The 12,696-nt window shown below is 65.7% G+C and carries 14 protein-coding genes; 8 read left to right on the forward strand and 6 right to left on the reverse strand.

Annotated features, from left to right (window positions below; genetic code table 11):
- The first annotated feature begins 85 nt into the window (after window positions 1-85).
- Complete coding sequence (locus tag HZY97_RS17410; RefSeq protein WP_180146764.1) at window positions 86-460, forward strand: MerC domain-containing protein; 375 nt, start codon at window positions 86-88, stop codon at window positions 458-460.
- A complete protein-coding gene (locus tag HZY97_RS17415) occupies window positions 438-839 on the forward strand; it encodes a Fur family transcriptional regulator (protein ID WP_180146767.1) in 402 nt (133 codons plus the stop codon). The genes HZY97_RS17410 and HZY97_RS17415 overlap by 23 nt, the downstream gene beginning before the upstream one ends.
- On the opposite strand, the gene HZY97_RS17420 is transcribed toward HZY97_RS17415, so the two are convergent.
- Complete coding sequence (locus tag HZY97_RS17420; RefSeq protein WP_180146769.1) at window positions 836-2,926, reverse strand: bifunctional (p)ppGpp synthetase/guanosine-3',5'-bis(diphosphate) 3'-pyrophosphohydrolase; 2,091 nt, start codon at window positions 2,924-2,926, stop codon at window positions 836-838. The genes HZY97_RS17415 and HZY97_RS17420 overlap by 4 nt on opposite strands.
- Window positions 2,927-3,042: 116 nt before the next feature.
- Window positions 3,043-3,354: a hypothetical protein gene (locus tag HZY97_RS17425; protein WP_180146771.1), complete on the reverse strand. Its 312-nt coding sequence runs from the start codon at window positions 3,352-3,354 to the stop codon at window positions 3,043-3,045.
- A 153-nt stretch (window positions 3,355-3,507) separates the two neighbouring features.
- On the opposite strand from HZY97_RS17425, the gene HZY97_RS17430 reads away from it, so the two are divergent.
- Together HZY97_RS17430 and HZY97_RS17435 are read left to right on the forward strand one after the other, a co-directional pair.
- Window positions 3,508-4,008, forward strand: a complete 501-nt coding sequence (locus HZY97_RS17430) for a helix-turn-helix domain-containing protein (protein WP_180146774.1) — start codon at window positions 3,508-3,510, stop codon at window positions 4,006-4,008.
- Between the two features lie 62 nt (window positions 4,009-4,070).
- Complete coding sequence (locus HZY97_RS17435) at window positions 4,071-4,445, forward strand: endonuclease domain-containing protein (RefSeq protein WP_180146777.1); 375 nt, start codon at window positions 4,071-4,073, stop codon at window positions 4,443-4,445.
- Between the two features lie 64 nt (window positions 4,446-4,509).
- Here the strand turns inward: HZY97_RS17435 and HZY97_RS17440 are convergent, their stop codons facing one another.
- Genes HZY97_RS17440 through HZY97_RS17450 form a run of 3 tightly spaced genes read right to left on the reverse strand, consistent with a single transcriptional unit; the run spans window position 4,510 to window position 6,956 of the window.
- Entirely contained in the window at window positions 4,510-4,929 is a 420-nt protein-coding gene (locus HZY97_RS17440; protein ID WP_180146780.1) for a thioesterase family protein, read from the reverse strand.
- A 31-nt stretch (window positions 4,930-4,960) separates the two neighbouring features.
- Window positions 4,961-5,740 carry a sulfite exporter TauE/SafE family protein gene (locus HZY97_RS17445; protein WP_180146783.1) on the reverse strand — a complete coding sequence of 260 codons (780 nt, stop codon included), beginning with the start codon at window positions 5,738-5,740 and terminating at the stop codon, window positions 4,961-4,963.
- A gap of 10 nt (window positions 5,741-5,750) precedes the next feature.
- On the reverse strand, window positions 5,751-6,956 hold the full coding sequence (locus tag HZY97_RS17450; protein WP_180146786.1) for an LL-diaminopimelate aminotransferase: 1,206 nt from the start codon (window positions 6,954-6,956) through the stop codon (window positions 5,751-5,753).
- A gap of 122 nt (window positions 6,957-7,078) precedes the next feature.
- Between HZY97_RS17450 and HZY97_RS17455 the strand changes: the two genes are divergently transcribed.
- From HZY97_RS17455 to clpS, 3 genes are all read left to right on the forward strand, one after another.
- Window positions 7,079-8,842: a PHA/PHB synthase family protein gene (locus HZY97_RS17455; protein WP_373684416.1), complete on the forward strand. Its 1,764-nt coding sequence runs from the start codon at window positions 7,079-7,081 to the stop codon at window positions 8,840-8,842.
- A 119-nt stretch (window positions 8,843-8,961) separates the two neighbouring features.
- Complete coding sequence (locus tag HZY97_RS17460; protein WP_180146789.1) at window positions 8,962-9,717, forward strand: phasin family protein; 756 nt, start codon at window positions 8,962-8,964, stop codon at window positions 9,715-9,717.
- Between the two features lie 178 nt (window positions 9,718-9,895).
- Window positions 9,896-10,228, forward strand: coding sequence for an ATP-dependent Clp protease adapter ClpS (gene clpS / locus HZY97_RS17465; RefSeq protein ID WP_180147502.1), 333 nt, complete (start codon window positions 9,896-9,898; stop codon window positions 10,226-10,228).
- Between the two features lie 324 nt (window positions 10,229-10,552).
- On the opposite strand, the gene HZY97_RS17470 is transcribed toward clpS, so the two are convergent.
- Window positions 10,553-11,263 (reverse strand): Crp/Fnr family transcriptional regulator, encoded by a 711-nt coding sequence (locus HZY97_RS17470; RefSeq protein WP_180146791.1) that lies wholly within the window; start codon window positions 11,261-11,263, stop codon window positions 10,553-10,555.
- 146 nt (window positions 11,264-11,409) lie between these two features.
- Here HZY97_RS17470 and murA point away from each other — a divergent pair, with 146 nt between their 5' ends.
- Window positions 11,410-12,693, forward strand: coding sequence for a UDP-N-acetylglucosamine 1-carboxyvinyltransferase (murA, locus tag HZY97_RS17475; RefSeq protein WP_180146794.1), 1,284 nt, complete (start codon window positions 11,410-11,412; stop codon window positions 12,691-12,693).
- The last annotated feature ends 3 nt before the right edge of the window (window positions 12,694-12,696 follow it).

Here is a 12,696-nt window from a genome sequence, read left to right on the forward strand (position 1 = left end):
CAGTGGCGCCGTTGCGGGTTCGCTCGCGACGGCACCACGCAGGGAGATTGTTATGCGTTGCGGTCAACCGGCCGTCCGCGCCTCCATGTTCGACTGGTTCGAGCGGGCGGCGGCGGGCGCTTCGCTGCTGTGCCTGATCCATTGCGCGGGATTGCCGCTGCTGCTTGCGGCCTTGCCGGCGCTTTCCCGGGCGTTCGCGCTGCCCGAAAGCCTGCATCTCTGGCTGCTCGGCTTCGCGATTCCGGCATCGGGCTCGGCCTTGCTCTTCGGCTTTCGCCAGCACCGGGCCTGGCCACCGCTCGCCGCCGGCGCGATCGGGCTGGCGCTGCTTTCGGCCGGGGTGCTGCGCTTCGGTGGCGGGCGGCTCGAGACGGCGGTGACGATGGCGGGGAGCCTCTGCCTGATCGCTGCGCATGTCGGCAACTGGCGGCGGCGGCATGGCCGGCATCGCCATGGCTGAGGGGAAGCGCAACTCGGGCTTCCTGCATGACAGGGTGCTGCGGCTGCTGAAGGCCCAGCATCCGCATCCGCTCACCGGGCTGCAACTGGCCGAGCTGCTGCAGGCGGAGGGCGACGTGGTGCCGGTCAGCCAGGTCTATCGGGCGCTGCGGCGACTGATCGACGAGGGCGCTATCCGCAAGATCCTGGTCGCCGGCGGCTATGCGCCGGTCTGGCGCGAGTCGGTGGTCTTGCTGTGGTGCCGGGTTTGCGGCGAGGTGCGCGAAGTGCCGTGTCCCGAGGTGTTTCAACGGCTCGAAGCGATTGCCGGGGGGCTCAAGGCGCCACACTGCCTCATCGAGGTTCCGGGCGTGTGCGCGGCCTGTGCCGAAGTGCCCTAAATCCGATCCGCCGAACTGACTGCATCCGCCGCGCGCAGCGCCGCGAGCAGGCGCATCAGATGCGCGGCGTTGCGCACTTCGAGGTCCATCGTGTTCATGTGGAAGGTGGTGTCGCGGTTATCCATGCGCAGGCCGAGGATGTTCGCCTTGTGCTGGCCGATCAGCGTGGCGACCGCGCCGAGCGCACCGGGCTCGTTCTTCAGCGTGATCTCGATCTGGGCGATGCCGCCATCGGCCTTGTCGCCCCAGGTCAGGTCGACCCAGTCTTCCTCGCCGGTGTCGGCCAGGCTCGGGCAATCGATGCGGTGGACTTCGATCGGCTCGCCGGCGCGGCGGATGCCGACGATGCGGTCACCGGGGACCGGGCGGCAATCGCTCGAGAAGTTGAACGCCACGCCCGGGGTGAGCCCCTTGATGTCGATCGCGTGCTGCTGGGGCGGCAGGTCATGCTCGTCCTCGCCCTCGGTCGAGCCGGGCATCAGCGCTTCCATCACCTGGAAATCGGTGACCTGGCGGCGGGCGATCGCTTCCATCAGCGCGCCGTCGTCCTGGAGTTTCAGGCGCTTCAGCGCGTCCTTGAGCGCGCCTTCGCCCGGCGGGGTGGGCAGGCGCAGCACGATCTCGTCATAGAGCTTGTGGCCGAGCGCGATCGATTCCTCGCGCTCCTTGTGGCGGATGTGCCGGCGGATCGCCGCGCGCGCCTTGCCGGTGATCGCGAAGTTGAGCCAGTTCGCCTGGGGCTCCTGCGCCTTGGAGCGCAGGATCTGGACCTGGTCGCCCTGTTCGATCTCGGTCCTGAGCGGCACAACGCGGCCGTTGATCTTGGCGCCCACCGACTGGTCGCCCAGGTTCGAGTGGACGGCATAGGCGAAGTCGATCGGCGTCGCGCCCTTGGGCAGCTGAATCAACTCGCCCTTGGGAGTGAAGGCGAAAATCCGGTCCTGGTACATCGCCATGCGGGTATGTTCGAGCAGCTCTTCGGGGCTCTCGGCATGTTCGAGGATCTCGATGAGGTCCTTGATCCAGCTGACCTGCGTATCGGGGCGGACGTTGCTCGCCTTGTACGCCCAGTGCGCGGCAAGGCCGAACTCGGCCTGGGCGTGCATGTCGCGCGTGCGGATCTGGATCTCGATGCGCGTGTCGCCGGCATGGATGATGCTGGTGTGGAGCGAGCGATAGCCGTTGCGCTTCGGCGTCGAGATGTAATCCTTGAACCGGCCCGGCACCATCGGCCAGCGGCGGTGGATCACGCCCAATGCGCGATAGCACTCCTCCTCGGTATCGACGATCGCGCGAAAGGCCATGATGTCCGAGAGCTGTTCGAGCGAAACGTGCCGCTCCGACATCTTCTTCCAGATCGAATAAGGGTGTTTCTCGCGGCCCGTAATCTCGGCGTCGATGCCGCCGCGGGACAGCAGGAGCTTCAGGCCCGAGGCGATCTTGGCGATCCGGTCCTCGCCCTCGACCTTCAGGCTGTCGAGCCGCTTGTGGATCGACTCATAGGCTTCGGGCTCGAGCTCCTTGAAGGCGAGCGTCTGCATCTCCTTCATGAACTCGTACATGCCGATCCGCTCGGCGAGCGGGGCGTAGATCTCCATCGTCTCGCGCGCGATGCGCTTGCGCTTGTCGGGGTTCTTGATGTGGACCAGCGTGCGCATGTTGTGCAGCCGGTCGGCCAGCTTGACGAGCAGCACGCGGACATCGTCCGACATGGCGAGCAGGAATTTGCGGAGGTTCTCGGCGGCGCGCTCGCTCTCGGTCTGCGCCTCGATCTTGGAGAGCTTGGTGACGCCGTCGACCATGCGCGCGACATTGTCGCCGAACAGGCGCTGGATGTCCTCGGGGGTGGCGACGGTGTCCTCGACGGTGTCGTGGAGGATCGCCGTGACGATCGTCTCGTCGTCGAGGTGCAGGTCGGTAAGGATGCCGGCCACTTCGATCGGGTGGCTGAAATAAGGATCGCCGCTGGCGCGCTTCTGGCTGCCATGCGCATTGACCGAGAAGACATATGCGCGGTTGAGCATCGCTTCATCGGCTTCGGGGTCGTAGCTGAGGACCCGGTCCACAAGTTCATATTGGCGCAGCACGGGAACTAGATGGGGCGCGCTGCTGCTGCTTTGCAATAAAATTGAGCGCGATCCGGACATTTCCGGACCGCGCTCAATCTTTTACCCGTACTGGTGTGGCGCTGGAGCCATACAGTTTAGTGCGCCTTGGCGTTGCACTTCTCGAGCGCGGCGGCGTCGAAATCGGCACCGTTGGCGCGGAAGGCCGAGAGCTTGCCGACTTCGCGGGCGACCAGCTCGCAGACGATGCCGTCACGCGCGCTGCCGGTGGCGGCGGCGGTGCAGGTGCCGGCATTGCACTTCCACAGCGTGGAGCGAGTGACGAAGCTGGCCTTGGCGGGCGCGGTCACCGGGGTGGCGGCATAACCGCTCGTGGCTGCCTGCGCGATGCCGGCGGCGGGGGCGAGAGCCAGCGTGGCCGCAGCCGCTGCGGCGAAAAAGCGGGTCATGGGAAATCCTCCTGGGGATCTGAAAACTGCGCAACCGAAGCTGCGACTCATTGTTTAATTGACACAAAGGTAAGTTGCAACCAGAAACTATTGCTGCAACGCAAGATGTTACGCCATTCCGTAGCGTCGGCTTTTGCTTTAGGGTGACATGTCATGGGTGGTGCCATTCGAGAATCGCTGCGGCAGCTGGCGAGTGACTGCAGCCTGCCGGCGGCGCTGGAGGCGATGGGCGAACGCTGGTCGTTCCTGATCCTGCGCGGCTCGTTCAACGGGCTCCACCATTTCGAGGAATTCCAGTCCGAGCTGGGCATCGCCCGCAACATCCTGGCCAACCGGCTGGCGCGGCTGGTCGACAAGGGCATTCTCGAGCGCCGGCCCTGCGCCGACGATCGCCGCAAGATCGAATATCATCTGACCGACAAGGGCTATGCGCTGCTGCCGGTGATGATCTCGCTCCGGCAATGGGGCGAGCGCTGGGAGACCCGCGTGCCGGCCTTCCCGGTACTGGTCGACGCGCGCGACAGCCGCCCGATCCAGGCGGTGCAGGTGCTGAGCCATGACGGGCGGCCGCTGGGCAAAGGGGACCTGCTCTGGGCGCTGCCGGAGGATGTGGTGAGCGACGACGATGCGGTTGAGGTGAAGGCGGCGGAGTAATGCTTCGATCCTCCCCCGCCAGGGGGAGGTGGCGCCGAAGGCGACGGAGGGGGAGGACGGCGATGCGCCTCGATGGCTCCGATGACGGCCGCCGAAATGCGAAGCGGCTTCGTCAGCAAATGACGCCTCCCGAAATCGGCCTGTGGCTTGCGCTGCGCGGCAACGCGCAGGGGCTTCGCTTCCGCCGGCAGCACCCCGCCGGAAATTATGTCCTCGATTTCTATTGCGCGACTGCCCGGCTGGCGATCGAGGTCGATGGGGAAGCGCATGCGCGTGGCGACCGCCCGGAACGCGATGCGGCTCGGGATTCCTGGCTCTCCGGTCAGGGCGTGCGGGTTTTGCGCTATCCGGCCGAGGCGGTGCTGAACAATCTGGAAGGCGTGGTGCTGCAGATCATGGCGGTGGCGGTGGCGCGGCGGGAATTGATCGCGGGCTGATCGCGTGCCTCCCCCTCCGTCATGCTGCGCATGCCACCTCCCCCTGGCGGGGGAGGATTGATGTTCAGCCGCCCAGCCCCTCCAGCCTGACCCGCACATTCTCCGGAATCGGCTTCGACTTGCGCGTCGCCAGGTCGACATGGACGCTGACCATCTCGATCTCGGTGTGGAGTTCGCCGGTCTCCGCGTGACAGAGGTCGATGCGCATCGTCATGCTCGAGGTGCCGACGCGCTCGACGCGGGCAAAGCCCTCGACCATGTCGTCGAACACGAAGGGCTTCTTATAGTCCATGCCCACACGGACGACGTTGAACTCGGCGTCGAGCCAGTCGGGGCCGATATCGCCCAGATCGGCCCAGCGCCAGAATTCGCTGAGCGTGACATCGGCATATTCGAGATAGCGCGAGTTGAAGACGATCTTCTGCCCGTCGATCTCGGAATAGCGGACGCGGAAGCGGGTGGAGAATTGGAAGCCGGGGCGCATGGGCGTCGGTTGCCTCTCCCGCGCCGCGAGGTCAACTCAGCAGCTTGAAGCCGACGATCGCCAGCACCGTGGCGAGGATCGGTACCAGCACCTTGTCCGACACGCGCGTGGCGATCAGGCTGCCGACGATGATGCCCGGGATAGAGCCGAGCAGCAAAGCGAGCAGCAGGCCGAGGTCGACCGATCCCATCGTCCAATGGCCGATGCCGGCGATGAAGGTGAGCGGCACGGCGTGCGCGATGTCCGATCCGACCAGCCGGGCGACCGGCGAGCCGGGGTAGAGGACGAGCAGCGCCGTCATCCCGAGCGCGCCGGCGCCGACCGAGGTGAGCGAGACGAGCACGCCGAGGATCGCGCCGAGTGCTATGGTAAGGCCGGTGATGACGCGCTCGTCGAGCCGGGCGAAGCGCTTGCCAAGCGCGCGGACGATCCTGACGCGGAAGAACACGGCGACCGCGGTGAGTACCAAAGTGATGCCGAGGATCGTCGAGATGAGATGGCCGGTATCCTCGGAGCGCTGGCGGGCAGCGCCGAGGAGGAACAGCGTGGCGAGCGTCGCCGGCACGCTGCCGGTGGCGAGGCGGCGCACGACTTTCCAGTCGACCGATCCGCGCCAGCCATGGACGACGGTGCCGACCGTCTTGGTGCCCGAGGCGTAGAGAAGGTCGGTGCCGACCGCGGTGGCGGGATGGAAGCCGAAGACGAGCACCAGCAGCGGCGTCATCAGCGAGCCCCCGCCGACGCCGGTCAGCCCGACGAGCAGGCCGACCAGCACGCCGGCCAGCGAATAAAGCGGATCGATATGCGGCACGGCGCTTGGCTCAGCCTGCCTTTGCCGCGGTGTTGACGCCCATCGACTGGAGGTACTTCTTCACGTTACGCGCGGCCTGGCGCAGGCGCTGCTCATTCTCGACCATCGCAATGCGGACGAAGCCCTCGCCATTTTCGCCGTACCCGACGCCTGGCGCGACCGCGACCTTGGCATGGGTGAGGAGCTGCTTGGAAAATTCGAGTGACCCGAGATGCGCGAGCGCCGGGGGCAACGGTGCCCAGGCGAACATGCTCGCGGGCGGGGAGGGGATCTCCCAGCCGGCGCGGCCGAAGCTCTCGACCAGCACGTCGCGGCGCTTGTGATAGAGCTGGCGGTTGGCCTCGACGATGTCCTGCGGACCGTTCAGCGCGGCGCAGGCGGCGGCCTGGATCGGAGTGAAGGCGCCGTAATCGAGATACGACTTCACCCGCGTCATCGCGGCGATCAGCGTCTTGTTGCCGACCGCGAAGCCCATGCGCCAGCCGGCCATCGAATAGGTCTTGGAGAGCGAAGTGAACTCGATCGCGACGTCCTTCGCGCCCTTGACCTGCAGGATCGAGACGGTCGGCTTGCCGTCGTAATAGAGCTCCGAATAGGCAAGGTCGGAGATGATCCAGACCTTGTTCTCCTTCGCCCAGGCGACGAGGCGCTCATAGAAAGCGAGGTCGACCGTCTCCGCGGTCGGGTTCGACGGATAGTTGACCACCAGGATCGACGGGCGCGGCACGGTGAAGGCGATCGCGCGCTCGAGGCTCTCGAAATAATGCTCGTCGGGCGTGGTCGGCACCGCGCGGATCGTGGCACCCGCGAGGATGAAGCCGAAGGTGTGGATCGGGTAGCTCGGATTGGGCGCCAGCACGACGTCGCCGGGTGCGGTGATCGCAGTGGCGAGGCTGGCCAGGCCTTCCTTCGAGCCCATCGTCACGACGACTTCGGTCTCGGGATCCACGTCGACGCCGAAACGGCGGGCATAATAATTCGCCTGGGCGCGGCGCAGGCCCGGAATGCCCTTGGACTGCGAATAGCCGTGCGCGTCGGGCTTCTGCGCGACTTCGACCAGCTTCTCGATCACGTGCGGCGGCGGCGGCAGATCGGGATTGCCCATGCCGAGATCGATGATGTCCTCTCCCGCCGCACGCGCCGCTGCCCGCATCGCATTCACTTCGGCGATGACGTACGGGGGCAGACGCTTCATGCGGTAGAATTCTTCGGACATTTCCTCATCTTTCAGGGGTTGGAGCGCGACACGATCTTGTGCCGTGGGCACCTCCTACGCCATGTTCGCGGCTGCGGGAATGACGTCTTGCCTGTGGTGCGCTAAAGCGGCGCTTGAAGAGGATGAGCATGGCCGAAACGACCACCCAGTCGATTCCCGACCTTGAAGAGCTGCAGCACTGGACCTGGGTGCTGGGGCGCGCGCAGCAGATGATGCTGGAGCAGGGATTCGATCTGATCGGGCAGATGCCGGCCGCGCCGGCGTTCGGGGCCCAATCCTTTCCTGCGATGTTCGATCCCTCCGCGGCGGTGAAGGCGACCACCGATTTCTGGTCGGACACGATGAAACTGTGGCAGCGCTTCCTCGATCCCAGCCATGCCGAGCCGTTCGAGGAAACGCCCGAGCAGGCGCGCGACAAGCGCTTCAAGGCGCCGCAATGGCGCGAGGAGCCGGTGTTCGACTTTCTGCGCCAGAGCTATCTGGTGATCGCCGATCACATGCTGCGCGGTGTCGACGCGCTCGACGGGATCGATCCCCGGCAGAAGGAGCAGATGCGCTTCGCCACCAAGGGGATGATCGACGCGCTGAGCCCGACCAACTTCCCGGCGACCAACCCCGAAGTGCTCGAGAAGATCGTCGAGACCAAGGGCGAGAGCCTGCTCAAGGGCCTGAGCAACATGATGGGCGACATGGCCAAGGGCCAGATGACCCAGACCGCGGAAGGCGCCTATGAGCTTGGCCGCAACCTGGCGATGACGCCGGGCAAGGTGGTCAAGCGCACGCCGCTCTACGAGCTGATCCAGTACGCGCCGGCCGAGGGCGCGAAAGAGGTGTATGAGACGCCGCTGCTGATCTTCCCGCCCTGGATCAACCGCTTCTACATCCTCGATCTCAATCCCGAGAAGAGCTTCATCCGCTGGGCGGTGGAGCAGGGGATCACCGTGTTCGTCGTCTCGTGGAAGTCCGCCGACGCGAGCATGAAGGACGTGGTCTGGGATAATTTCGTCGAGGACGGGCAGATCGATGCGATCGATACCGTCCGCGACCTGCTCGGCGTCGAGGGCGTCCACGCGATCGGCTATTGCGTGGCGGGCACGACGCTCGCCGCGACGCTGGCGGTGCTCCATGCGCGCGGCGAGGCGAGCAAGGTGAAGAGCGCGACCTTCTTCACCGCGCAGGTCGATTTCGCCGATGCGGGCGAGCTCAGCATGTTCGTCGACGACGACCAGCTCGCGATGATCAGGAGCCTGGGCAGCGAGGGGTTCCTCGACGGGCGCTATATGGCGGCGACGTTCAACCTGCTGCGCGGGCGCGACCTGATCTGGAACTACGTCACCAACAATTACCTGATGGGCAAGGACTATGCCCCGTTCGACCTGCTCCACTGGAATTCGGACGTGACCAACCTGCCGGCGCGCTGGCATATGAGCTACCTGACCGACCTCTACCGCGACAACAAGCTGGTCCAGCCCGGCGCGCTGACGATCAACGGCACGCCGCTCGATCTCTCGACGGTGACCACCCCGACCTATGTCCAGGCCGGGCGCGAGGACCATATCGCGCCGGCGCAAAGCGTCTGGAAGATCACCCATTATTTCAAGGGGCCGCTCCGCTTCGTGCTCGCCGGATCGGGGCATATCGCCGGCGTGGTCAACCCGCCCTCGGCGCAGAAATATCAATATTGGACCAATTCGGAGAAGGTCGAGACGCTCACCGAGTTTTTTGCGGGAGCGAAAGAGACCAAGGGGAGTTGGTGGCCCGACTGGATCGGCTGGCTCGACGATCTCGATGCAGCAAAGGTTCCGGTGAAAGGCGCGCGGATTCCGGGGAAGGGCAAGCTCAAGTCCCTGGAGGATGCGCCCGGAAGCTATGTCAGGATGCGCTGAGAACGGCGCGTTCCGTAGCGTCATTTCTATTTTTGTGCACTGCACAATAATACTTGCAATCCCTGTCGGCCCCGCTTACATGCTGCATCGCAGCAATAGCTTTATGGGGAAGGCACATCATGGCCACCAAGGGACCGAAGACCGGCAAGACCGCCGCTCCGAAGCCTGCGGCGCGCGCCAAGGCCGCGCCGGAAGTAGCTGCGCCCAAGGCTGAGAAGCCCGTGCCGGTGAAGAAGGTTGCCGAACCGATCGTCGAAAAGATCGTCGAGGCCCCCGTCGTCGCCGAGCCGGTCCCGGCCCTTGAGGCAGCACCGCAGGAAGTGACTGAAACCGTCGAAGCCGTGGTCGAGCCCGTAGTTGAGGCCGTCACGGAAACCGCAACCACCGCCGTGGAGGCCGCCGTTGAGGCCGTCGCCGCGCCGGCAGTGAAGGAACATGTGATGACCACGATCGAAAACGCCGCCGGCAAGGCTCAGGCTCTGTTCGCCGACTGGAATGACCGCACCAAGGCCGCCGTCGAGAAGTCGACCAAGCTGGTCGAGGAAGCCAATGACTTCGCCAAGGGCAATGTCGAGGCGCTCGTCGAGTCGGGCCGCATCGCCGCCAAGGGCTTTGAAGGCCTGGGCCAGGACGCTGCCGAGTATAGCCGCAAGAGCTTCGAGAGCGCGACCGCCGCGATGAAGAGCTTCTCGTCGGTCAAGTCGCCGGCCGATTTCTTCAAGCTGCAGAGCGATTTCTTCCGCACCTCGTTCGACTCGTACGTCGCCGAAGCGTCGAAGAACACCGAGGCGCTGATCAAGCTCGCCAGCGACGCGGCCCAGCCGCTGTCGAACCGCGTTGCCGTCGCCGCCGAGAAGGTGAAGACCGCCGCGTAAGCGCGTGCTTCCGGGCCTTCCGGAAGACAAGATCAGGGCGGCCGTTCCTCCGGGAATGGCCGCCCTTTCCTTTTGTCCGGTCCCAATCAGGGTTTACGCGACAGGCGCGGCCTTGCCCTTGGGGGCAGGAGCCCATATTTTCCGCAGCGTGATCAATCCCGTGACATTCGAAATCCGCATGGCCGAGGACGGCAACGACGACGAGCGGGGCAACGACCCCTCGGTCGGGCTGGCGACGCGCACCCGCACGCGCACCAAGAAGCCGACACCGTACCGCGTCCTGATGCTCAACGACGACTACACGCCGATGGAGTTCGTCGTGCTGTGCCTGCAGCGCTTCTTCCGGATGAACATGGAAGAGGCGACGCGGGTGATGCTCCACGTCCACCAGCGCGGCGTGGGGGTGTGCGGGGTGTTCAGCTATGAAGTGGCCGAGACCAAGGTCGCCCAGGTGATCGAGTTCGCCCGGCAGAACCAGCACCCGCTTCAGTGCACGCTGGAGAAGGCGTGATTTCCTGAAGCTGCTCCCCGGCGAAGGCCGGGGTCCAGTATCGGCGCATCTGTTCAGGTGGTCGAACCTCTCGAACGACATCGCAACTGGACCCCGGCCTTCGCCGGGGATCCGCGTGCGTCTGACGGCGTTATCGTTACACCCCTGCCTCCGTACCAACCCGCGTAGGCGCTTTTCCGGGAAATCCAGCCGATCAGTGCACGCGTATAAAGCCCTCAGTTCCTGGGAACCGGGGGGTTTTGGGCGGGAACGCGGGCCGGACGGCGCGACTTGTCATCGCATGACGTCCGGCCCACCATTTTTCCGAAAAACCGCGAACGCCGATCAGCGCGGCTTGGGCAGCCAGCCGAGATCGAGCCCTTCATAGCGATTGACGTAATTGGCGGCGCGGGCGAGCGCGCGCTCGTCGAGCAGGGTCACGCGGCCATTTTCCCGCGCGATGAGCTTTTCTTCCTCGAGCTGGCGCAGCATCCGGTTGACGTGCACCGCGGTGAGCCCGGTGGCGTCGCCGACTTCCTCCTGGGTCAGCCCCAGCGTGAAGGCGTTGGTGATGCTCTTGTCGGTGCCGTGCAGGCGATTGCGCAGTTCGATCAGCAGTGCCGCGACGCGCGCCTTGGCGCTGGTGCGGCCGAGTGCGGCAAGCCGGTCGGTAAGCGCCACCCGCTCGATCTGCGAATAGACCAGCACCATCGCCGCCAGCCGCGGGTGATCGAGCATCAGATCGGAAAGTGCGGCGCGGTCGAACGGGCAGACCACGCAGTCGGACAGCGCTGCCAGCGTCTCGGGGGCTTCCTGATAGACGGCGCTGGAAACGCCGAGCATGTCGCCGGGGAAGAGGAAGCGCAGGATCTGCCGGCTGCCGTCGTCGAGCAGCACATAGCTCATCATCAGGCCCTTGCGCAGGATGTAGAGCTCGTTGCAGCCCTCATTCTCACGCTGGAGCACCGCCCCGCGGCGCACCTGCCGCTGGCGTTCTTCCAGTTTTTCGAGTGCGCGCTGCTCGACCGGAGACAGGTCGATCAGGTGACTCAGCATTTCCGCGAAACAACTGCCCGACACTCTATGGCTTCCCCCCACAGGTCGATGCAAAGCAGTGCAATGGATTCAATGCATTAAAATCGATCAAGCGCGCAAAAAACGCCTGCACTTGCGTGCAGCGGGCCAGCGATTAGAAGCCCGGCATGGATCGCATTCTCATTCGCGGCGGCAAGCGCCTGTCCGGCAAGATTCCCGTCTCCGGCGCAAAGAACGCCGCACTCACCCTGATGCCCTGCGCGCTGCTCACCGACGAGCCGCTGACGCTGCGCAATCTGCCGCGCCTGGCGGATGTCGACAGCTTCGGCCATCTGCTCAACGAGCTGGGCGCCTCGACTTCGATCGAGGGCACGCGGCCCACCGATTTCGGGCGGGTGATGACGGTGCGCGCGGGCAAGCTGACCTCGACGGTGGCGCCCTATGACATCGTCCGCAAGATGCGCGCCTCGATCCTGGTGCTCGGCCCTCTGCTCGGCCGCGCCGGCGAAGCGACGGTGTCGCTGCCCGGCGGCTGCGCGATCGGCAATCGCCCGATCGACCTTCATTTGAAGGTGCTCGAGGCGATGGGCGCCGAGATCGAAGTGACCGCGGGCTATGTGAAGGCCTCCGCCCCCGGCGGGCGCCTGCGCGGCGGGCGCTACAGCTTCCCGGTCGTTTCGGTCGGCGCGACCGAGAATGCGCTGATGGCGGCAGTGACGTGCAAGGGCACCACCGTGCTCGACAATGCGGCGCGCGAGCCCGAGATCGTCGATTTGTGCAACCTGCTCGTCGCGATGGGCGCGCATATAAGCGGCATCGGCACCGAGCGGCTCGAGATCGAAGGCGTCGACCGGCTGCACGGCGCGACCTATGCGGTGATGCCCGACCGGATCGAGGCGGGCAGCTATGCCTGCGCTGCGGCGATCACCGGCGGCGATGTCGAACTGGTCGGCGCGGCGGCGAACGACATGCGCGCCACCCTGGACGCACTCGTTCAGGCCGGCGTGACGGTCGAGGAGACCAAGGCCGGCGTCCGCGTCGCCGCCAATGGTCCGCTCAAGCCGCTGACGCTGTCGACCGCACCCTTCCCCGGCTTCGCGACCGACATGCAGGCGCAGTTCATGGCGATGCAACTGGTCGCCGAGGGCGCCAGCGTATTCACCGAGACGATCTTCGAGAACCGCTACATGCACGTGCCCGAACTGGCCCGCATGGGCGCGCATATCGATGTGCGCGGGCGCACCGCGGTTGTGCACGGCCCGAGCAAGCTGGTCGGCGCGCCGGTAATGGCGACCGACCTGCGCGCGTCGATGAGCCTGATCATCGCCGGCCTGGTTGCCGAAGGCGAGACGCAGGTGAGCCGCGTCTACCATCTCGACCGCGGCTATGAGCGGCTCGAGGAGAAGCTCCAGGCAGTGGGCGCCGACATCGAGCGCGTCGGCGACGGCTGACCG

This window comes from Sphingomonas sp. R-74633, assembly GCF_013416555.1.
Lineage (GTDB): Bacteria > Pseudomonadota > Alphaproteobacteria > Sphingomonadales > Sphingomonadaceae > Sphingomonas.